Origin of the sequence: Vibrio sp. OPT24 (assembly GCF_015163545.1) — a bacterium.
GTDB lineage: Bacteria > Pseudomonadota > Gammaproteobacteria > Enterobacterales > Vibrionaceae > Vibrio > Vibrio cyclitrophicus.
This window is the reverse complement of record NZ_JADDYI010000044.1, coordinates 92,907-115,087: the sequence shown is the minus strand read 5'-3', so window position 1 is coordinate 115,087 and position 22,181 is coordinate 92,907. Positions and strand designations below refer to the sequence as shown.

19 protein-coding genes are annotated in these 22,181 nt (G+C 41.7%); 7 read left to right on the top strand and 12 right to left on the bottom strand.

Features of this window, described 5'->3' with window-relative positions; all coding sequences use genetic code 11:
* Window positions 1-417 precede the first annotated feature (417 nt).
* Window positions 418-2,142 carry a phospho-sugar mutase gene (locus IQO02_RS09080; RefSeq protein WP_016785086.1) on the top strand — a complete coding sequence of 575 codons (1,725 nt, stop codon included), beginning with the start codon at window positions 418-420 and terminating at the stop codon, window positions 2,140-2,142.
* A gap of 119 nt (window positions 2,143-2,261) precedes the next feature.
* Here IQO02_RS09080 and IQO02_RS09075 read toward each other — a convergent pair whose 3' ends face one another.
* From IQO02_RS09075 to yegD, 4 genes are all read right to left on the bottom strand, one after another.
* On the bottom strand, window positions 2,262-2,903 hold the full coding sequence (locus tag IQO02_RS09075; protein ID WP_102282571.1) for a LysE family translocator: 642 nt from the start codon (window positions 2,901-2,903) through the stop codon (window positions 2,262-2,264).
* 150 nt (window positions 2,904-3,053) lie between these two features.
* Window positions 3,054-3,686 carry a fumarylacetoacetate hydrolase family protein gene (locus tag IQO02_RS09070; protein WP_016788887.1) on the bottom strand — a complete coding sequence of 211 codons (633 nt, stop codon included), beginning with the start codon at window positions 3,684-3,686 and terminating at the stop codon, window positions 3,054-3,056.
* A gap of 344 nt (window positions 3,687-4,030) precedes the next feature.
* On the bottom strand, window positions 4,031-5,071 hold the full coding sequence (locus IQO02_RS09065; RefSeq protein WP_010428655.1) for a porin: 1,041 nt from the start codon (window positions 5,069-5,071) through the stop codon (window positions 4,031-4,033).
* A gap of 501 nt (window positions 5,072-5,572) precedes the next feature.
* The gene (gene yegD, locus IQO02_RS09060) at window positions 5,573-6,925 is read right to left on the bottom strand and encodes a molecular chaperone (RefSeq protein ID WP_010428653.1); all 1,353 of its coding nucleotides are present in this window, start codon (window positions 6,923-6,925) and stop codon (window positions 5,573-5,575) included.
* 160 nt (window positions 6,926-7,085) lie between these two features.
* On the opposite strand from yegD, the gene IQO02_RS09055 reads away from it, so the two are divergent.
* The gene (locus IQO02_RS09055; protein ID WP_080573667.1) at window positions 7,086-7,394 is read left to right on the top strand and encodes a DUF1289 domain-containing protein; all 309 of its coding nucleotides are present in this window, start codon (window positions 7,086-7,088) and stop codon (window positions 7,392-7,394) included.
* An 87-nt stretch (window positions 7,395-7,481) separates the two neighbouring features.
* Here IQO02_RS09055 and IQO02_RS09050 read toward each other — a convergent pair whose 3' ends face one another.
* Window positions 7,482-7,832 (bottom strand): HopJ type III effector protein, encoded by a 351-nt coding sequence (locus IQO02_RS09050; protein WP_102282572.1) that lies wholly within the window; start codon window positions 7,830-7,832, stop codon window positions 7,482-7,484.
* 194 nt (window positions 7,833-8,026) lie between these two features.
* Here IQO02_RS09050 and IQO02_RS09045 point away from each other — a divergent pair, with 194 nt between their 5' ends.
* A complete protein-coding gene (locus tag IQO02_RS09045) occupies window positions 8,027-8,686 on the top strand; it encodes a PilZ domain-containing protein (protein WP_102282573.1) in 660 nt (219 codons plus the stop codon).
* Window positions 8,687-8,792: 106 nt separating this feature from the next.
* Here IQO02_RS09045 and luxQ read toward each other — a convergent pair whose 3' ends face one another.
* The 5 genes from luxQ to IQO02_RS09020 all read right to left on the bottom strand — a co-directional run bounded on the left by luxQ (window position 8,793) and on the right by IQO02_RS09020 (window position 13,997).
* Window positions 8,793-11,360 (bottom strand): quorum-sensing autoinducer 2 sensor kinase/phosphatase LuxQ, encoded by a 2,568-nt coding sequence (gene luxQ, locus IQO02_RS09040; RefSeq protein ID WP_010428645.1) that lies wholly within the window; start codon window positions 11,358-11,360, stop codon window positions 8,793-8,795.
* On the bottom strand, window positions 11,360-12,454 hold the full coding sequence (locus IQO02_RS09035; protein ID WP_010428642.1) for an autoinducer 2-binding periplasmic protein LuxP: 1,095 nt from the start codon (window positions 12,452-12,454) through the stop codon (window positions 11,360-11,362). Before IQO02_RS09035 ends, luxQ begins: the two co-directional genes overlap by 1 nt.
* A 306-nt stretch (window positions 12,455-12,760) precedes the next feature.
* Window positions 12,761-13,075, bottom strand: a complete 315-nt coding sequence (locus IQO02_RS09030) for a GIY-YIG nuclease family protein (RefSeq protein WP_010428640.1) — start codon at window positions 13,073-13,075, stop codon at window positions 12,761-12,763.
* The gene (locus IQO02_RS09025) at window positions 13,076-13,732 is read right to left on the bottom strand and encodes a YceH family protein (RefSeq protein ID WP_010428637.1); all 657 of its coding nucleotides are present in this window, start codon (window positions 13,730-13,732) and stop codon (window positions 13,076-13,078) included.
* 64 nt (window positions 13,733-13,796) lie between these two features.
* The gene (locus IQO02_RS09020; RefSeq protein WP_016769134.1) at window positions 13,797-13,997 is read right to left on the bottom strand and encodes a hypothetical protein; all 201 of its coding nucleotides are present in this window, start codon (window positions 13,995-13,997) and stop codon (window positions 13,797-13,799) included.
* Window positions 13,998-14,192: 195 nt separating this feature from the next.
* Between IQO02_RS09020 and IQO02_RS09015 the strand changes: the two genes are divergently transcribed.
* The 3 genes from IQO02_RS09015 (at window position 14,193) to IQO02_RS09005 (ending at window position 15,710) form a co-directional block, all read left to right on the top strand.
* Window positions 14,193-14,507 (top strand): DUF496 family protein, encoded by a 315-nt coding sequence (locus IQO02_RS09015; protein ID WP_004730049.1) that lies wholly within the window; start codon window positions 14,193-14,195, stop codon window positions 14,505-14,507.
* Between the two features lie 170 nt (window positions 14,508-14,677).
* Window positions 14,678-15,304 (top strand): D-Ala-D-Ala carboxypeptidase family metallohydrolase, encoded by a 627-nt coding sequence (locus tag IQO02_RS09010; RefSeq protein WP_016769133.1) that lies wholly within the window; start codon window positions 14,678-14,680, stop codon window positions 15,302-15,304.
* A gap of 169 nt (window positions 15,305-15,473) precedes the next feature.
* Complete coding sequence (locus IQO02_RS09005; RefSeq protein ID WP_010428622.1) at window positions 15,474-15,710, top strand: hypothetical protein; 237 nt, start codon at window positions 15,474-15,476, stop codon at window positions 15,708-15,710.
* A 129-nt stretch (window positions 15,711-15,839) separates the two neighbouring features.
* On the opposite strand, the gene IQO02_RS09000 is transcribed toward IQO02_RS09005, so the two are convergent.
* Complete coding sequence (locus tag IQO02_RS09000; protein WP_016786461.1) at window positions 15,840-18,422, bottom strand: ATP-binding protein; 2,583 nt, start codon at window positions 18,420-18,422, stop codon at window positions 15,840-15,842.
* A gap of 908 nt (window positions 18,423-19,330) precedes the next feature.
* Between IQO02_RS09000 and IQO02_RS08995 the strand changes: the two genes are divergently transcribed.
* Window positions 19,331-20,767: a glyceraldehyde-3-phosphate dehydrogenase gene (locus tag IQO02_RS08995; RefSeq protein ID WP_010428618.1), complete on the top strand. Its 1,437-nt coding sequence runs from the start codon at window positions 19,331-19,333 to the stop codon at window positions 20,765-20,767.
* 283 nt (window positions 20,768-21,050) lie between these two features.
* Here the strand turns inward: IQO02_RS08995 and IQO02_RS08990 are convergent, their stop codons facing one another.
* Window positions 21,051-22,130, bottom strand: a complete 1,080-nt coding sequence (locus IQO02_RS08990) for a hybrid-cluster NAD(P)-dependent oxidoreductase (protein WP_016769129.1) — start codon at window positions 22,128-22,130, stop codon at window positions 21,051-21,053.
* Between the last annotated feature and the right edge of the window lie 51 nt (window positions 22,131-22,181).

The following is a 22,181-nucleotide window of genomic DNA, read 5'->3' as shown; positions in this document are numbered from 1 at the left end:
TCATTACTAGCAGGGCAACATACATTGTTATTCCGATTACATATGAAAAGGCTGAATCTCAATCTCCAACTCACGCGACGACTAAAGTGATACAGTCTCAGTGACTACTGACCCATAAACAACCTATGTACTTTCCGATTAAGAGACATTGGAAGTTTCTACGAAAGATTCAAAAACGGCGAACTTGTCAAACTTTGTTATATTTATGTAAAAGGCTAGTTAGTGATATCCAATTGTTCAAGGTAAGTGTGCTTACTAAACAGACAATTATTGAAGTAGCTTTATCCATATGCCCTTCCCTTGCTGTTGGAATTTATTTTAAATCGAGTTTTACGATTGCTTTCATGGAAATGATAATCAATATCACTTAAATTAAATCAACAGAAAGATATCCCGACATGAAAAGGTTTAGTGATTATGCAAGATGCAATGAACTGGTTAGCGAGAGACCCAGATCCAAGAACTCGTGAAGAGCTACAGTACCTCATCGATGAGGGGATGAACGACGAATTAGAAGATCGCTTTATTCAACGGTTAGAATTTGGTACAGCAGGTCTACGAGGCAAAGTTGGATGCGGTCCAAATCGAATGAACCGGTTAGTAATACAGGAAACAGCAACCGGACTTGGCCACTATTTAATCGAGCATGTCGCTAATGCCACCATTCGCGGTGTCGTTGTTGGCTATGACGGGCGCTTAGATTCAAAGCAGTTCGCCATTGATACAGCTTCCGTGCTTACGGCTTTGGGGATCAAGGTTTACCTAACCTCTAACGTGGCAGCAACACCTATTGTGGCTTTCGGTATTGAGCATTTTAATGCGGCGGCTGCTGTTGTCGTAACGGCTAGCCACAACCCACCAGAATATAATGGCTTCAAGGTGTACTGGGAAAATGGCGCGCAAATTATTCCCCCTCACGATGCAGGCATTGCAGCTGAAATCGACACTGCTGCAGCCAAACCTATTCCTTTAATGAACTTGAGTGATGCAGAACAGCAAGGCAAATTAGTGTGGCTCACCGAGGGATATTATCAAACCTATCGAGCTGCGATTAATCAGAGCCCGCATGTAAACAACAGTACCGAAGCTGCTAAAACAACCATTACCTATACCGCCATGCATGGTGTAGGTGCACAAATGGCTGAAGATCTTCTCCATGATTCTGGATTCCACAAAGTATTCAGTGTACCGGAACAAAGAGAGCCCGATGGTCACTTCCCGACCGTTAACTTCCCGAACCCCGAAGAAAAAGGGGCAATGGATCTCGTTATTAACCTCGCCAAAAGTGTTGATGCCGACATCGCTTGCGCTAATGACCCAGATGCAGACCGATTTGCCGTTGCAGTTAGAATCGATGATACAATTAGAACCGATGATGCTTCTTACAAGATGCTGACTGGGGATCAAGTAGGTGTGTTATTCGCTCACTATTTATTATCGAAGCCGCACACCAAAAACCAATTAGTTGGTAACAGTATTGTATCTTCAACCTTGCTTGAAAAAGTGGCTCAATCCCACGGCGCGACTTACTTCCAAACGCTAACGGGCTTTAAATGGTTGGCGAATATTGGGATGCAGTTGGAGGATGAGCAGAATGAGTTCTTGTTCGCCTATGAAGAAGCCCTTGGCTACACAATCGGCACTCAGGTACGAGATAAAGATGGCCTATCGGCTATCGTTGTCTTCGCTCAATTGGTTGAAGAGTTGAAATCTCAAGGTCAAACCATCTGGGATCTCCTCGCTCAAATTTCGCGTGAGCATGGCGTCCATACTAACGCTCAGAGAAGTATTGCGCTTGACCCTGACTCGCCATCTATTGGTTCTAAACTCAGAGCTGCTCAACCTAAAGCTATAAACGAGGTCGCTATCTCTGTGATTGAAGATCTGCAATCCTCTTTGCGATACATCGTTGGTGGCGATACTGAAACCATTAACTTACCAACAAGTGACGTGCTGATTTATCACCTTGAAGATGGCTCACGTATTATCGTCCGCCCTTCTGGCACAGAGCCAAAAGTGAAAGTCTACTATGAAACAGTGACAAAGTTTGAAGAAACAGAGACGTATGAAGACACTCGTTTACGTGGTGAAAAGTTCATGGAGAAACTAATTGAACAGCACCAAAAAGAGCTGAATTCTTAGTCGGTGAAGCGAGAGTTTACTCGATATTCGAATAAGACAATTCGTACTTAGCAGAACCAAAAATGGACGCATTAAGCGTCCATTTTTTATCGGCAATGAGCCGTTATCATGTGCTTTACTTAGGTAATTGAAGCAGTAAAGAAAGAAGAAAGCATCCAAACCGCTAACACAATAAACACGCCGCCCATCACTTTCTGCTGATAAGTACGAAACTTTGCGTTTTCTACGAGAGGCTTACCAATAGTACCCACCAAAGCCACAAGAAGAAAATTAAACGTCAAACCAAGAACGTTCAATAATAGGCCCAAAAACAGCATCTGTTCACCAGAGGTCGCTTCAATATTTGTAGAAACGAATTGAGGCAAAAACATCACAAAAAAAACCAACGCCTTTGGATTAAGCAGATTACTAATTAACGCTCTTTGGTAATACGACTTAGCGGCAGCATTGTCACTGAGTCCGGTCGCTTCTCCCTGATCGGTTCGAAGGCAGTCCCATCCCATTTTAAGTAAGTATGCACCACCTAATAAATGCAGCGCTTTCAAAGCAATAGGGCTCATAGCGATCAATGCCGACACACCCATCGCCGCCAGCACTGTCAGAATAATTCCAGAAGTCGCGTTACCTAGGCTCGCAAACACACCGACCTTACGACCATAGCTCATACTTGAGCTCGCGATCAGTAACATATCAGGACCAGGTAAAAGGAGAAGTGCAACAACGGCTGTCAGGTAAACAGGTAAAATGGCTAAGTCGATCATGAGCTTCAGTATTGATAAAAACGGAGCCGGATTTTATATCAATTACAAACGCCATTCTAGATACAACCCGTTGCTTGATGGTTAATTATTCGAATTAACAACCACCAACAGCCAGTAAAACCAACTTATTAACTAAAAAAACCAATGTGATTAACTCGCTACCCATTCAATCTCAATCAATGTCGTTTCTCCACACTTAAGGCGACCAAGGAATATATCGCCGCGGTGTACTTCTCCAACGCCTTTAGGGGTACCCGTCATCACGACATCACCGTCGAGTAATGTCGTGTAAGAAGACAACTCTTCGAGGATAGTTTTCGGGGAATAGAGCATCTGTTCAACGTGTCCTTTTTGAACGCGGACACAGTTGATAAACAGTTCTATATTCAAGTCCGCGAGGTCTAAGTTATCAGTTGGAACAAAGCGACTAAATACGGCTGAACCATCAAATGCTTTGGCGCGCTCCCAAGGTAAACCTTTCGCTTTTAAGCTACTTTGCAATTCACGTTTAGTGAGATCTAGCCCTAAACCCACAGCGGAGTACTGACCATTTTCAACGATAAAACAGATTTCTGACTCGTAGTGCAGCGCTTCTTGATGAAAAGAAGACAGAGATGACGTAACACTGGTGCTCGGTTTATTGAAAACCACCATTGAGTCTGGAATTGCGTTATTGAGTTCTTCGATGTGATCGACATAGTTACGCCCAACACACAGCACCTTAGTTGGAGTTGCTGTTCGTTTCGAATTCATCAATTGTTCCTGATCTACAACGCTGCTCATAGTTTGTCCCTGAACTATTTTTTGGAGTGCAAAGTTTACCGCAACATAAAGAGAGAATCTTCGACAAGATGGTTATCAACATCTAAATTCTGATCTTTAGCTCAATTTAATGATTTAAATACTTTTATCCGAAGATCGCGACATATAAGAACTGATGACAAGAGCATAGCTACGTAGATGAAATGAATGGCTAGGTAACATGAAGGAAAAACTAAAACAGATGCGTATAGAACGAAAGAAGCCCTCTCTAATCAAGAGATCAGAGAGGGCTTAGCATGGTGTCTAGGACAGTATCCTAAAAGGTAAACTTAAGGAGTAAACACTATGCTAAATTAGTCTGCGACTTATAGGTAGTAACGAGCACCAAGTAGCCACTGGTCGTCAGCTTTTTCTTTGTAAACGCCAGAACCTTGTAGGTCGAACTGGTAACCAGCAAAGCCTACGAACTGAGACGTGAAGTTGTATTCAGCTTGTAGAGCAGTAGTAGCAAATACTGTATCGCTTAGCTTGTCGTCTTCTACCGCTTCGTAGTTAACGCTTAGGTTAAGGCTGTTAGAAAGAGCGTAAGAAGCTAGTAATTCAATTGCAACTGACTCTTCAAGAATCTGGCCGTTACCTGAGTTCATGTAGTTGTTCATTGCGTATACACCAGCAAGGTAAAGACCTTCAGCGCCGTATGAACCGTAAGTTGCACTTAATACGTGAGAATCAGCAGTTTTTGAACCCACTACACCAAAGTAGTTAACATCACCGGTGTTGTATGCGTAGTTCGCAGTAACGTCAGCAATCGCGTAATTCAAAGCAATTTGAGCACGGTTGCCGTATTCGTTCGCACCATCAGCTTTGCGACCTTGCCATGCAACAGCTGCGTTTAGAGAGCCAGCGTTGCCGAAGTCGATAGCGTTGCCGTAGCTAACCATTTCTTCGCCACGACCAGTACCTAGGTTACCGTGATCTTCGTAGATGAAGTCATTCGCGAATGCGATTGGCATATCTGCTACACCAGCAACGTTGTAGTAAGGTGCCCATTGAGTACCTACTGCTGCACGACCGTAATCGTCATGAGAAAGACCAACGTAACCAAGACGAGTTGTGAATGACTCTTCACCACCGTCAAGCATGTTTAGCGCCCATTCACCTTTAGCATCAGCAGTAAAGCCGTTACCAAGATCGTGAGTTGCACCGAAGTTGATACGTGGAGAAACAGATTCTACACCGATATCATCGCTGTTAAGACGGTCATCGCTGTTTACATCACCAACTGCAACTGAAACGTGACCGCCAACTGAGAATGTTGTGCCGTCTTCGTTGTAAAGCTCTACTGCAACTGCCTGTGTACCAAATACTGCACCAGAAATTGCTAGCGCTAAAAGTTTCTTATTCATTGTCATATCCATTATGTAACTGGGTGAGTTATTCACTAACAACCTCGTGCTTACGGAGAAGTTGTTACCTGCATTTAACAAGTGGACAAACACTAATATACGAATGACAAAAAGTTGCATTAAAATATGTAAAATAAAAAAATTCGCACTATAAAAAACAAAAAAACCTTTTTAAACAATAAATTAAACTAAAAACACAAATGCGAACTGTTACTTTTTGAGATAAAAACATCAAAATTTTTGGTTTTCTAATCACCAAATAAACATTAAAAATCAAAATTTAAAATTACTCATCAGACCATTATATGACAAACTTTTAACCTTGAAACACCTTGTAACACCTTGTAACATCTAGAATGCATTTGAAACATTTAACCCGGTAAAATAATTTCCACTGCTTTAGAGAAGAAAAAGTAACTCAGCGGAAATTCATCGAAGCCAGATACAAAAAAAGCAACCAATCAGTGATGGGTTGCCTTCAATAACTCATAGCTTTCGTTCTTATTTAAAGCAAACCTCAGCCCAACGAGCCAGACCTGCTGTTACTGAGCCGAAATAGTTACCACTCACAATCGGTACATTCGGTACAGCTTCTTCTACTGCTTGGCGAAGGATTGGAGAGCGAGCCGAACCACCGGTCATGTAGATAACATCTGGCTTTTTCTGACCTTGTTGAATGGCTTCTTTTACTAACTCAATCATCTTAGACTTTGGTGTTTCAATAGCTTCGATCATCTGTTCAACAGAGATATCAACTTCCACTAACTCAGAAGCGACATTAATCGCCGTTCGGTATTGAGCACATTCAGCTAAAGCAATTTTGGTTTCTTCAGCTCGACGCACAATGCTGTAGCCTAGAGTATCGTGATAAACCCTCATCAAGCGATCTAACTTTTGAGGATCTGAAGCTTCTTTACGAAGTAACTTCAAGGCCGCTAGGTTTTCGCGAGAATAGAAGTTCTTTTGCGCTTCAACATTATTGATCGCAATTGGATTCCAGAATTGAGTCAGCGGCATATCGATACCTGAAATGCCTTTACTACCCATACCGAAAGGTGACATCAGTTGTTTAAAAGCAAGGTAGATATCAAGGTCATTCCCTCCTACCCTTTGCCCGCTGTGGGCTAATAAACTTTGAGTACGATCCGCCTTACCCGACCAAGTTGGTCCCATTTCTAACAATGAGCAATCGGTCGTACCACCACCAATATCCACCACCAATACCGTTTGGTTTTCAGTTAGGGTACTTTCATAATCAAGCCCCGCCGCAACAGGTTCAAATTGAAAAGCAATATCAGTAAAGCCAGCACGCTTAGCTGCACGAGAAAGAATATGTTCGGCTTGTCGGTTTGCTTCTTCACCACCTCGACCATGAAAGTTAATCGGACGACCAATAACGGCTTGTTTAATCTGTTCTTGAGTCGTCAGTTCGGCTTGGTGTTTAATATTCGCCATCATTGCACAGACTAAATCTTCAAAAAAACTCACCTGAACATCATGTAGCCCACTCGCACCAAGGAAAGATTTCGGCGATTTCACATAGTAAACGTCACGAGGGTCTTCTAAGTAAAGATCCAACGCTGCCTGACCAAATGCCATATCTTCAGGCACTAAATCAATACTCTCTTCTCGGTTCAACGCAATCGCACGTCGTAACACCTGCTCGCCAACCACATCGCTCGGTTTGATATTCAAATGGCGAAATAGATGCTCAGAAACGCTTTCACGAGTCGGAGCAAACACAGTTGAGGGAATATAGTGGTTGTTACCTTCCAACGGTAATAGGCTTGGTTCTCCATTAACCATTGCTGCAACAGAACAGTTTGCCGTTCCATAATCAAATCCAATAAACATAATATCCCCCACTCGACAAAAGGGGCGAGATGCTACATGAAAAACCTTAAAATTACGAGTTGCTTTGTTAATTTTACTGAGTCAATTCTTGGTTAACAGGGCTCTGCAAAGGAAAACAAATATGCTACATTTCAGCACAAATGAATCATGGGTCAGATAAATGAAAACACCTTGCCGAGCGGCTTGTAAAAATAATGGCGGCATATGCAGTGGATGCCATCGAACAATGGATGAGATTATCGGCTGGAAAGGGTTATCTGAAAACGAAAGAGAATCAGTGATGAATAATCTGAGTGGCATTAGCTCAACTCATCAATGCCCAGAATGCAATGAGCCTGCACAATGTGATATCAGTGCGGGAAAAGAGACGTGTTGGTGCTTTGAATTAGAGAAGCGAGACACCGACAATATTCCAAAAGCAGGTGTTTGTCTGTGTCGTAAGTGCCTATCAGCCTTACCTGTTCAGTAGTTTTTGTGCCTATGAACTTGCACTAGAACGCAAAAAGAAGCGAGATACCATTATCTCGCTTCAAGACACGATTAACTAAATGAGTGATTACTTAGCTTTTGCAACCAATGCCGGCAGAGAGAACTCGACTCCCCCCCAACCATGTATCATGAAGTTTCGAATATTTTGATGGTCGGTATTCTCAGGAAAATCTAGTACGTCATTTCGGTAAAACTGACCAAAACAAGCCAACGTTTGATCTACTGAGAGGCCTAACGCTAAACCAAAGGCAAAAATCTTACACGAACCATTGTTCTGCCCTGCCGCATTAACCACATCGCCATTACGAAATTCACTCTCAGAAAAATCATAGCTAGCTTCTATCACTTGCATTGTATCTTCAAATTGAACGCTTTCCGGTGCTTGTTTCAGGTTTTCTAAGAAAGTTTCCAGTTCCATTTACTCATTCTCCATTAAGTACACAACTAACAATAGTCTATCTTGTTTTACGGCAAGAGTAAGCTGTTGTTTCCTGTTGAAAACACCTCACCTTTTTACTCGACACCTGCAATTACCTTAATGAAACTAATGACATAGTATTATCAGGACGTTATATTATTTCATCAGATGGTTAACATTGTTCAATAACGAATATGCATAAAGATAAAAACATAGAACTGTTCAGATACCTTAAACCCGGTACAAAAACAGCAGGTGTGTTGGAATTCGGCCCAGACGACTCAGTCCAAATAAGCACCCTGTATATTGGCTATAAGGAAGATCAGTACCTGATCTTAGAGCTCTCCCAAAAAGCAACCGAGGCACTCACTCTCAGAAAGCTCACTAATGTTGATATGATTGTCCGTGCTATTACCGATACTGAGCTTGGACATATCATTGCATTTAAAACCAATGTACTGGCTCATATCACTTCGCCAGCGCATCTTATTTTTCTTCGCCCGCCGTCTAATTTTGCGACTAAACCAATCCGCGAACACGAAAGATACAAAGTGCACCTGGGGTGTGAAGTGACCTTTGATACGCTGTCACTTGACGCAACGTTAGTGGATTTTTCTGTCTCTGGCTGTGGTGTTTACATTACACAGCAATCTGATATCGATATAGGTTGGAAGATCAAAGTCAATTCAGTACTGAGCGAGCATTTAGAAAGTGAGTTGGTCTACAAAGTGGTGAGTAAGAAAAAGCAAGGTCAAGGCTGGCTTTTTGGTATCCAATTTCCCGAACACTTAAGCATGAGTGATGAGCTAAAAACACTACTGTTGGAACAAGCCTTTATCGCAAGTTCTTTGTAGCAGTTTATTATTGGGATGTTGTGATTATAAAATTTTAGGAATAAAAACGATATTTCACCACAATTTCATAAAGGAATCCCATACGACTATTTGCTTTTGCTAAAGATTAGTCCTGTTGCTCCCAGTAAGAGTTTTTAAAATGTACAAAAGCTTGGTGTAGAGACTCTTCCTTGATCGGTTTTACAATCACGTAATTTGCCCCGGCGGCTAGGAAGCTGTTTCTAGTCGACTTCTGAGCGTCAGCGGTACAGGCATAGATAGGTGTTGACAAAACAATCTCATCTCTCAATTTCTGAGTGGTTTCGACCCCTCCTAAATTAGGCAGTTGGTTGTCCATTAGAATGAGGTCAAACGTATTCGCCTTTGCCATTTCTATTGCTTCTAAACCGTCTTTAGCCCAAGTCACGATCATTCCATATTTTTTACAGAAAGCTTGTGCGATAAATGCATTCGTGTGATTGTCTTCTACCAACAATACTTCTAAAGGTCGACTAAAAAGCGTTTCAGGATCAATCTCTGCTTGTGGTTTGTAACCTAACAACGACTTTGAATGCAATTCAACCGGTAATTCAACAATAAACTCAGAGCCTTGACCCATGACACTGCGAACTTGAATATCTCCCTCAAGCATATCGACTAGGTTTTTTACAATCGTTAATCCGAGACCAGTGCCGCCATACTCGCGAGTTGTGGTCTCCTCTGCTTGTACAAACGGTTCAAAAACTGCATCGATCTTGTTTTCATCAATACCAATACCACTGTCTTTGACTCGCACAATTAAGCTGGCTTTGTCGGAGTTAAAAATACTTTCTAGCTCAAAGTTGACTGAAATGCTGCCTTGATGAGTAAACTTCAATGCATTACTCAATAGGTTAAACATAATTTGGTTAAGTCGAACTTGATCAGTGTATATCTCAACGTCATCAACTAAATGATTCATAATACTAAAGACAACTGATTTATCCTCGCATAACGGTCGATAAATACTATCCAACGTATTAACCAACTCCGTTAAGCGAAAGTCTTTTTTCTGTATATTAAATTGACCCTGTTCGATTTTAGAGAAGTCCAAGATGTCATTAAGTACCGCCAGTAAGTGTTCAGCACTGTTGCAAAGTACATCGACTTGGCCCCGATTATCTTCTCCCTGTAAAGAACGTTTAAGCAGCTGGGACACACCTAGAATACCGTTTAGCGGCGTACGAATCTCATGGCTCATCTTAGCTAAAAAGTCGGCTCGTACATTCGCAAGATGCTCAGCTTCTTCTCTTGCTCGATCAGCCTGTCTCTCTGCTTCTATCAGCTTAGTGATATCTTGCCCTTGAACCACCACTCCTGTAATACCGTGTTCAACGCGAATCGCAGACATGTTCCAACGGAACACCTTTTCACCGATTGGCACATTAATCCCCGTCAGTTTCGCGCCTTGAACCACCATTTGAATGTTCGGCAACATACGACTCTCAAACTCTTGAGCCATCGCACCATAGTTGTCATCGTCATCGAATAAAGCCATGCGAGCTGCCGGGTTCATCTGAATCAAATCGCCTTTTTCAGACCAGACCAAAATGGGTGAATGAGCAAAATTGAACAGATCTTGGAACTTTTGGTTCTGTTCAGATAAACGTTCAAAGGTATCTTCTAGCGTGCAACCAATATGATGGAACTCGAAAATATTGGAACCATCAAACTTGTTGTATTCATCATTGTCACTTGCGGAACGGGTAAAGTTCATCAGTTTATCGAGCTCAGCCGCGACTCTTCTTTGAATCCAAGCTCGCGTAAAGAAGGACATAAAGACGATCACAACGATCACGACAATAATGGCGCGCTCATAATTCTCTTCTAACTCAATAAAATTGGTGTTTTTTTGCACCGCTCGAATAGTGAGTGGTGTATCAACGGCGTTTATCTGAATCGTCGTGATAGTGACGAAGTGGAGAGGTAATTCATCATGGACTTCGTAAGCAAGAATATCCGTTATCGTATAGCTTTCGTCACCACTGAACGTTGAAGTAACTGGCGCTCCATTAGCCTCGATGACAATATTTTCGCAATTACTTCCTTGTTGGATAGATTCTGCAAGAGAGAAGTTATTGTCTAGCACAATGGCAATATATAACTGACCAAGAACCTCACCGGTCGCGTTATCAATAATGGGTGTTCTTCGTGCCAATAAATGGCGGTCGCCAATATCGGTGGCTAGCTTCAAAAAATGCCAATTACTACTGAACGATACTTCATTAGAGATACTCTCTAATGAAGTATTGTCTAAACCATAAAACTGACCATTTCCATCGTCCCAAACTAGACCATTATGAGTAGAAATAAAGCGTAAATCTGGCGCGTGAGCAGGCTCCCGCTGATCAACACCAAAGAAAAAATAGCTCAACGCCTCTTCATTATGAGTATCAAAATACCCTCTTAAAGTTTGACTGTGTGAACTACTATCTTGGTGAATTTGAAGAACAGACAAACGGTAGTCGAACATGTTTTGGATCAGGCTTGATGTTTGCTGAACGGTTCGATTGGTCTCTTGTTTCACAATATTACTACTGGTCTCATAATTATGAATAAGCACGCCAAGCGCCATCACCCCTATCACTAAAATAATAATACGGGTAATTAATTTGGCTAAAGTGTTTCTTGGTGTATTGGCGTAGCTTTTCTTCATTATTGGCCTGAGTACCTAAATGCACGCTTCTTAAGTTCTGAAATACGTTCCGGAGAGTCTTCTTTGGTGACAACTTCGAACTCACCAGAATAAACGGTAGGAACTTCCAACCCAGCAAGGTCCCATTTGATAGCTTCTGCCATCGCAATACCCGTATCGTCATTCATTCGCATGACAGTAACATCTAAGTCACCTCTCTCAATCGCTTCAAGTTCAGCAGAACCGCCTCCCCAGCCATTAATTAAGATATCTTTACGCGACTCACGAATCGCTTCTACAGCACCTAGAGCGACATCAGTTGCACATGCATAGATAAAGTCTAGATCCTTATTGTTCGCAATGCTGATTTTAGCTGCCTGGTAACCACTTTCCTTATCTGATTTAGTGTAGAAAGAAGACTTGAGATCAAAATTAGTATCGGTGTTTACATCATGGATAAAGGTATCGCCACGAGCATCACTAATGTAGCCCTCTGAACGATATAGAACCGAGTACTTACTGTTAGGAGGTGTCACTTGTTTAAAATAGTCCGCCAACTTCAAGCTGCCTGTTGCATGGTCAAAACCCACATACATAAATGGCTGCCTGTCTGCCCACGCACGTACTGGAGTGGTGATGTTTTGCAGGATCAACTTGGTATCCGTAGAGCTCAATACATGCTCAATAAATTTACGGTGTCGAGTTGTATCTAGCGTAAAAATTAAGTAATCCGTCTTGTTTTCAATCGCCTCTTGCAAAGAAATACTCTGCTGAGATATATCCGCATTGACACGAGTAAACACTTGGTTTATTTGGTAATTAATTCTTAACCTGTCGAGACGTTTCTCAAAGGCTTGGATATTTCGGACCCAATAATCGGAGATCTGTTGGCCAGGGTAAACAACAGAAATTGTGATCGGTCTATCTTGAGCTCGCTTTAATGGCACGGGGTGGTTTTGTACAGCTTCGACCATCTTATCCGTCAGCGCTTTTTGTTCTGGAAATTTAGCAAGATAATCCTGGTATTCCCAATACCCATTGAGGACACGGGTACCGTGGGAGAGAGCGGACGCAGAAAATACGGCAAGTCCAAACAACATCAATAAACGTTTCATATTTTTCTCGTTTTATATGAGCTACTTTGGCTCATTTTTTAACCTAGCATGACACCATCTCTTTGTATGGCTGAAATATATTATGTAGGACAACGACGATAAATGATAGCGTCTAAAACTAATTAGAACGACATTCCAAATGAGTAATTAGTCAATCTGATATTGATATAAAAACTGATGGCCCTAATGCAAGTATCAAAAAGACAACAAAACGGTTTATATTTATTAAAAATCAATAACTTAAAAAGTATCGTACAATTCTTCATTCTTAATAATTAGTTCAATAGTGAATATTTTAGCTATGATTTATGAGACTTCGGTATATTGAATTTTATCTTCTTGCCACTCAATGATTAATTTGAGTGATACCAATTTTTCTTTACGAGATTTGGGCAATTGTTTGATCGCGTATTCGGTTTTCAATGCCTCACTTTTAGACCCGACACTAAAACTCCAAACTAGCTTAAGTGGACCTTTACCTTTTAAGGCCTTTGCACCTTTACCTTGCTGATGTTGTTCAAAACGACGCTCTAAATTGTTAGTTACTCCACAATAGAGCGCGTTGTTTTTATTGCGGATCAGATACACGACCCAATCCGCATCTTTATTAGACGTCGTCATTTAAAGCAGTGATTCAACCAACTCTTTCAACTCCGCCACTTCTGCTCTTAGGCTTGCGATTTCAGATTCAAGTTCTTCAAACTTTTCGCTCGTCGCAGATGGCGTAGCCGCGCCAACAGATGCCGTCTCAAACGCTTCAACATCAACTTCTCCACTCAACAAGTGTTGGTAACGAGATTCACGTTTACCAGCTTCGCGAGGAAGTTTGACCACTAATGCACCAGCTTCTCTTGCAGCTAATTTCTCTAACGTAGCTTCCACTTCTTTCACATCATTGAAATTCGCTAGGCGGCCCGTTCGAGTTCGAAGTTCACCGGGTGTTTGCGCACCGCGAAGTAACATACAGCAAATAATCGCACGCTCTTGCTCGGTAAACTGCAGATCACCAAATTCAGTATTGCAGAAACGATGTTGATACTTATTAACACGGCTGTTGAAGCTGCTTTCATCACTCACCATGCGACGCGCAATCAAACCATCAACCGCATCTAAAACATCTGACTCTGACAGAGAAAGAACTGGGTCACGATTGCTCTTTTGATTACAAGCCGTTGTTAAGCTATTCAGTGTCAGTGGGTAATGATCGGGAGTAGTCACTTCTTTCTCGATCAAACAACCAATGATTCTCGCTTCAATTGGGGAAAGTACTGTGTTCATCGTTTTTCCTTTTTATTATTTTTGATAATTCCACCTCAACACTTAACAATTCAGCCAGTAATAGCTAGTGCTCAGACAAAATTGGTACTCGTTTCTTTCTACCTTGCTCATCAATCAATATGATCTTAGAACGATTAAGCTCTATTTCCACGACTTCCAAATAAGTACGCTCTTGGACATATGCTTCACGAAGCTTGTTTTTCTCTACTGAAGATTCAGTCGCATGCTCCACCGAATCTACTATTTCCAATTGTTGTTCTTTCATTTAACATTTCGTATCAATGCAGTATCTATACTGGATACTAACGTGAACACTTAGATAAAAACAATCACGTATCAGCGAGACTGCCGAATAATTATACAAGCTTACTTTCGCTTTGATCTAAAGACTGTTACATCATCAATTGATGTGCTTTAATCAGAACCAGACAACGTATTTGACGAATAGGAAAAGGAATCTATGAGCAGCGTATTTGAAATTGTTAACCAAGCACGACGTAAGAACAAACTTAAGCGTGAACTTTTAGACAACGAAAAGAAAGTTCGCGACAACCGCAAGCGTGTCGACCTCCTTGATAACCTACTTGATTACATCAAGCCAGAAATGACTCATGACGAAATCTTAGGCATTATCAAAAACATGAAAGCAGACTACGAAGACCGTGTTGATGACCACATCATTAAGAGCGCAGAGATTTCTAAAGCGCGTCGCGATATCAGCCGTCGTATTCGTGAACTAACAGAAGAAGACAAGCAAACCCAAGGTAAGAAGTAATCTAACCGAGTAAATTGACTTGCAATAATGTTAGCAACCCACTCTTTGTAGTGGGTTTTTTTGTACGTAAATTCTATCGTCTATACTTAATTGAACGTAAATGATTTGGTGACAGCAAGTTATCAAGTGAAGGTAAGTTACTAAGTAAACGCAAGCAATGGAGTGACCCTATGTACGCAAGTATTCTGATTACCTTAGCGCTATCATCAACTCAGCCCTACCCCGAAGAATTTGAGAGACTTTACACTGAAGAGACAGAAATCACTTACGACGACCTCGTAGTAGATGTTCATGGTTACAAGGTTCCAACTCGATCGGCATTTCGAGGTTGGATGCTTCTTAATCATGCAGAAGATAAAGTAAAGGAAGTTGGGCAACAGCTCAAAGATGCTGGTGTGACCAAAAGTATGCCATTGCATTTAGTGCTACTTCAAGGAACAGACTGGGCAATGAGTAACACCACTTTGTTTACCCTTCCCAATAAGAAAAACGTGCCTAACATGATCAATACCTTGAAATACATACAACAATACATCGAGCCTGAAATTGGTATTGTTATCCCTGTTTCAGGCGAACGTTCTAAGATTTACAACCAGCAGGCTGGAGGGGCTCTGCAAAGCAAACATTTGGAATTCTGTGCCTTAGATCTCGTTCCTGCCAACGGCATTTCTCGAAGCGATCTGCACGTTAAACTTAAAAATATTCATGCTGAATTCGGGCAAAAAAACAACGTTGGATTGGGGCTATATTCTGGAGTTCGATTCCATATCGATACTTGCGGGTTTAGACAATGGTAATTAAGCACACGATCGAGTCATAATGACCGCAAATCCACCCGAGTCAATTTGACCCTATTGGTATTTAAATTCAATGTAAAGCATTGATAATATTAATTTAGAACAACTGGAACGCTAATTGCTATTGATAACAAGTATCATAATTATTATTGGCAATTAGGAATTCAATATGAAGACAATGACTCAACGCTTTCAAACTCTACTTTCTGTATCAAACTTCAGTTTAGCGATTACTGCCTTGCTCATGCTACTGAGCATTATCATTGCCTACCCTTTGGCCGACCATTTCTCTTTGTCCATCCAGATCGTCGCACACATCAGTACCATATTGGTAGCTGCATTACTAAAAATAAGTTACGTAGGTCGTTGCCTTGCCCAGTACAACCTTGGCTTGGAAGTTCGCTAGATACTTAGCAGTCGTTTGGAGATAACCCTATTCTTCATTTAATAATGAAGCTCTATGGCGCTATAGAGAACGTTAAAGGCACTTCACAATAACATCACTCAATGAAAACTGAGCTCGGCAACAAAACGACTAGACGATATCAAGACTACTAAAGAGATCATAAAGCTGATGAGACTTATAAGGTTTCGGTAAATAAGCGTTCATTCCTGCTTCAAAGCAATCTTTGATGTCTTCTTCTAAAACACTAGCGGTTAACGCAATAATAGGCAGTGGTATAGCTTGCTGATCGAGTTCCCACTGTCGGATCGCTCGAGTCGCCGTTATACCGTCCATAACCGGCATCATACAATCCATTAAGATTGCATCAAACTGAGCTCCTTGGGTTATCACATCGACCGCTTCTTGCCCATTACTGGCAATCAAATATTCATAGCCCGCTTGCTCCAAGAAGAAACTGGCTATTTTCTGATTCATCAGGTTATCTTCAACAATTAAAATACGTCGATTCAAGGCACGAACTTCTTCATCCTTTGATACCACCTGTGGTGCTTGCTCTTCACCTATATCAAGAGACTGCAGGCTGTTTAGGAATCGTCTTCCTAAAAAAGGTAATGTATGGGTCGAGTGGACCGATTCTGGTATGAGATTGGTTTTAAATAAATGATGCTGACACACAATGACGCGTGTCAGTGGATATAACTCCTTTAACGCTGCAAGATCTTTCCTCATAGAGTGATGTAGCGTGTGACAATAAAAAACCAAGTCACTTTCTTTTAAGCTCTCATCAAGTGCCGATATAGATGAAACAACGTTAGGTTTGATGTTCAAGCGACCACACTCTTTAACCAGTTGATCGAGATAATTAAAAGAGTTCGAGATAATAGTCGCATGACTTAAAGTCTCGAAAGTTTGGACATGAGTTTCAACGACATCGACATACAGACAAAAAGTAAACGTCGAGCCCTCTCCTTTCAGCGAACGCGCGGTAATATAACCGCCCATCAAATCCACAAGTTGACGACAAATCGCAAGCCCTAACCCTGTGCCGCCAAATTGGCGTGTAATGCTGCCATCTTCTTGGGTGAAGGGTTCGAAAATGGATTCTAACTTCTCAGGCTCAATTCCAATCCCGGTATCAGATACACTACACTCGAGCTTACCTCTGCCCATAGACATCGGTGTATAAGCAATATCCGTTGTAATGATTCCCTTAGACGTAAATTTGATGGCATTAGACAACAGGTTTGTCAGCACTTGTCGAACGCGGTATTCATCGAAAAACAGTTGTCGTGGGGTTTGAGCGTCAATATTGATATCGAGTTCAATATCTTTACTTATCGCTTTCGACAAAATCACACTCACTGAGTCATAAACCGCTTCTCGCAAATCGGCATTATGTGGCGACAGCATTAGGTTGCCAGACTCTATCTTAGAAAGATCGAGAATATCATTGAGCAGCACCAACAACGAATGTGAAGACGATTCTATATCTTCGAGTACCTCTTGTTGGTTAGCACTCAGTTGGCTCTGGGATAAGATCTCGGCCATACCGATAATGCCATTGAGCGGCGTTCGTATCTCATGAGACATATTAGCTAAGAACGCACTTTTCGCTTTGTTTGCCGAAATCGCATCCTCTTTTGCTTCAATTAGCTCTTTATTGTGTTGATGATTACGCTCCATTACTCGATTCAGGGTTTGAGTAAACTCGGCTAGCTCATCGTTACCTTTCACTTCAATAACCGTAGGCTTACCGTAACTATCCGCACATTCAGAAACCCCTTTTAAAATGAGTGATAAGTTTCGGTTTAAACGTAAAGAAGTCGCGATACCCAACCATAGCAAAACACCTGAAACGACAAGAATCAATAATGTCATAATCAAAGTTTGTCTTTTCTGCAACGCAATATTTCTGGTCAAATCAGATTGAAGTTGTTGAGTGTAAGCACTCACCGCTTCTGAAATGGCCTGCTTCTTTCGTTCTAAACCTTCAACATGCTCATATATTTCAGGTGACGAGAAATCTCCTTTCAGAATTCGTCCAGTAAAACTGTCTTGAAATTCGTCTTTGGAAAACGTCTTTAATAGTGTTCTAATTTCAGGCGAGCGACTACCCGAGCGAAAAAACGTCGCTAACAGCTGTTGCTGCCTTTCTAAAGCACCCACATAACTCAACAGATATTGATCTTTCAGTTCTGGAGAACGATATAAGCGGTAACTTAACCACGCTTCTCTCTGTGTCCAAAATACGTAATTAGTGAGATTGATAAACACCGCATCGGTTTGACTGATTTTTTCATCGACTAAATTAATGTGATATTCGGACAACTCCATTAATACATCTTTTAGCAAATCGAAAGCGCGCTCTGTTAGCTGTGTATTGTCATTGTTTGGAATTGCGCCTGTACTTTTTACAGCTCCACCTAGGCTAACTAACACACGCTTCAGTTCTAACAATTGTGGTTCGACGGTCCAAGTAGTGTCGAGCGATTGAAGTCTTCTCTCGAACTGAGATAGCCTATCAAGTTCAGTTTGCAGTCTTGATAGTAATTGGCTTTTTTCGGGGGAATCATTAGACAGAACCAACCATCGATACGCATCACTTGAAATAGTATTAAAAGATTGAAGCGCTTCAACCTTAATGCGGGTTGTCTCAAGGTGACTCATTTTTTTATCGTTCTTCAACACTTCATTGACTGTAAATCCAAGCATGATGAATACAGAAACGGTGGAAAGAAAAATAAGACGCCATCTAATTGACATGTTTATCATTTTTATAACGACTCCCTTCCCGTAAGTGATTTTTTCTAGCCTAAGTTAAGAATAGGACATTAACCGGAGTTATTGATCAAATTGGATATGAACAAACGATACTCCGAGCCCAGAATGACAAATTAGCCGCCGCTGGTATCCATATCAGAGGGTAAAGGGAGAACGACTCCCAAAAACAAATGAGGTATCAGCATGAAGAGTGTATATAACTGAGCTTTAAACAATTGAAGCTTAAAGAAACGACGCATTATCGAGTTATTATCACTCATAGAACGCGTGGACCGGAAAGCTCATTGGTTTGATTCAGCAGTCAATAATAATTCTACATATTAACCAAGCCGTTAGTTGGGTTAAATTTGTGACACCTAAACGCTTGCGTTACGTACTTTCCGCACTCAACTTCAGCTTGTTCAAAGGTCGAATAGGAAAACTCGTTGATTGCCTTATTTGTCGTTTACTTTTTACGTGTAACTCGTGTTCATGATCACACCTTTAGTGTTCACCATGGCCAGGTTTTCATATCATATTTTGAGATAAGTATTTTTTGTCGAAAAATAAGTACTACAGATTGTTAAAGTCAATAGCCTTTATTAACACTAAAATGTTGATTTTTGGCTACTATATCGGAATTTTATAGATAATTTATCTGCATTTATTTTTCCTAGCAGAATAACCCGTCGTACCTTACAATCCTGCCACATAAAAATTACAAGTTGCACACAAGGCATATCAAGCACATTCAAGTGGCAATAAAGACCACAGCCTGATGCCTTAAATCCCCTATGCTGATTGGCTTCCCTACAACCGCCATGAATGTAGAAACTTAACGTGAAAGGTCCCGAGTAAAGATGAGTCCCGAAAAGCACCTCCTAGACTGGCAAACTAGTCAAACTATTGCTGAATCCATCGCCCCAACTTTAGGTCAGTTATACCGTCAAAAAGGCGTAGAGGTTATCCTCTTCGGTAAGACCCTGGTTAACGCGACAACTATCGACATCATCAAAGCTCACCGTATCGCAAAACGTTACACTGGTTCTCCTCTTACAGCAGAACAGACTCAACCAATCATTCAACACCTTCTCTCTATGGAGCTATCTCCATGTCGCATCGATGTTGGTCGTCTTGCTCATGCATTCTGGCAAGATCGCGAAGACACAAACGGGTTGGATGATTTCCTACAAACTGCACTCATCGAATCGCTTAAAGGCGATGCGATGACAGAACCTCGTGACGTTGTATTATACGGTTTTGGTCGTATTGGCCGACTGCTCACTCGTCTGTTGATCGAGAAAAGTGGCCCGGGTTATCCACTGCGTTTGCGTGCAATCGTTGTACGTGGCGGCAAAGATGGCGACCTAGAAAAACGTGCTAGCCTGCTTCGTCGTGACTCTGTACACGGCCAATTCAACGGCAGCATTGTTGTAGACCAAGAACGCAAAGCGATCATCGTTAACGGTAACTTCATCCAAGTTATCTACGCAAACAAACCAGAAGACGTGGATTACACGGCTTACGGTATTGAAAACGCACTTGTGGTTGATAACACAGGCGTATGGCGTGATGCGGAAGGCCTAAGCCAACACGTTGCGTGTAATGGTGCGAAGAAAGTTCTACTGACTGCGCCAGGTAAAGGCGATATCAAGAACGTGGTATTTGGTGTGAATGAAAATGTTATTCAGCCAGAAGACACCATCATCTCTGCAGCAAGCTGTACTACTAACGCAATCACTCCAGTATTGAAAGCGGTTCACGACAAGTTTGGCGTGCTGTCTGGTCACATCGAAACGGTGCACTCATTCACCAATGATCAAAACCTAATCGATAACTTCCACTCGGGTGATCGTCGTGGTCGTGCTGCGTCACTGAACATGGTTTTGACATCGACTGGCGCTGCTAAAGCAGTATCAAAAGCGATGCCGGAAATGGAAGGTAAGCTAACAGGTAATGCGATTCGCGTACCTACGCCAAACGTTTCAATGGCAGTTGCGAACCTAAACCTTGAGAAAGGCACAAACAAAGAAGAGTTGAACGAGTACCTGCGTGAAATGGCGCTGTCTTCTGCTTTGTCTGCACAAATCGATTACACAGACTCGACTGAGATTGTATCGACGGACTTGGTTGGCTCTCGCCACCCTGGTGTGGTTGACGGTGTTGCGACTATCGCACAAGACAACCGCGCCGTGTTGTATATTTGGTACGACAACGAGTTTGGCTACAGCTGTCAGGTTGTTCACTGTATGGAACAAATGATGGGTGTGCGCTACAAGACTTACCCTGAAGTATAAAAACTGCTTAGAACCTGTAAATTGCTTAGATTCTATGACTTCCTTAGATTCTATAAACAGTTTTAGGTAACCAGCTCCACAACATAATAATTATATCTGCAGGGTCTGTAACGGGCTTTACAACCCTTCTTGTTTTACTCCCCCGTATAAATAGGAAGGTTGCCACTTAGATCTGCTCTCTCTATCTGATCTAAGTGGCCTTTTTACATCTGGCAAGCTAACTTTTATCGCTATTACAAGAACTTTATCCTCATCACTCTTGGAAAGCTTCACTTCACGTCTGTTACAACTCAATCTCAACATCTGACTGAATCGAGCTCGAACACGCGAGTACATAACCTTGCTCAATCTGTTCTGGCGTCAAAGTCTCTTGGCTGCTTGACTCCACCGAACCTTTGGTTACTTTACACTTACACGAACCACAAATCCCACTGCGACAAGCAATAATAATCGGAACGCCTGCTTTCTCTAATGAATCAGCGAGTGGTGTGCCCGCCTCCGCTTCTACTTCTGCGCCAAAGGCAGGAACAAACACCTTAACGGCACCATTTGAATCTGCAGACGCTTCCGCTTGTGATTCTTCTGAAGCAGTATTGCTATTGGCTAGTGAATCATTAGTTTGAGTCGCTGGAGTAAAACTTTCTTGATAAAAGTTATCCATGTTGAACTCAAGTTCTTTCAGGTAGTTTTCTATGTCTTGCATGAAGCCTACAGGCCCACACAGATAAACCGTTCTATCTAAGATATCTGGGCTCAGTTTCACTAACCAATTCTTATCTAATCGGCCTTGAGGAGCCTTTGTTCCTTCACTGTCTTTCAGCAGTAATCTTAAATTGAAGTTCGCATGTGTCTCATCAAGTTGGTTAAGCTCTTCAAAGTAGATGGTCTCGCGTCGATTACGTGCCATGTGAACAAAATCGATTTCAATATCACTACCTTGAGCCAACCAATACTTTGCCATCGCCATCACAGGTGTGATACCACAACCTGCACTCACTAGCGTTACTTTCTGTGTTGCCGTTGGCATGCAATCAATACAGTTAAACGTACCTGCTGGCTTCAATACAGAAACCTCATCACCTTCATCAAGTTCATCAACAATAAAGTTCGAAACCAAACCACCTTCCACACGCTTTACCGTCAGCTTCAGGCGGTTATCTTCAGGACAAGATGCTACAGAATAGGCACGGTAATCGGTTTTCGTCGGCATATCCAAACCCAAGGTAATGAACTGCCCTGGCTTAAAGTTGAAATGTAAGTCTTGTGGAATGCGGCCAAGCTCAAAGCTGACCGTATCTGGCGTCTCGTGCCATTTCTTTAAACACACTAAATTGATTGAATCGCTATCCGACCATGCATACATAGTTCGTGTACCTTGCTAATGATTAAATGACTAAAGATTTAAATCTAAAAA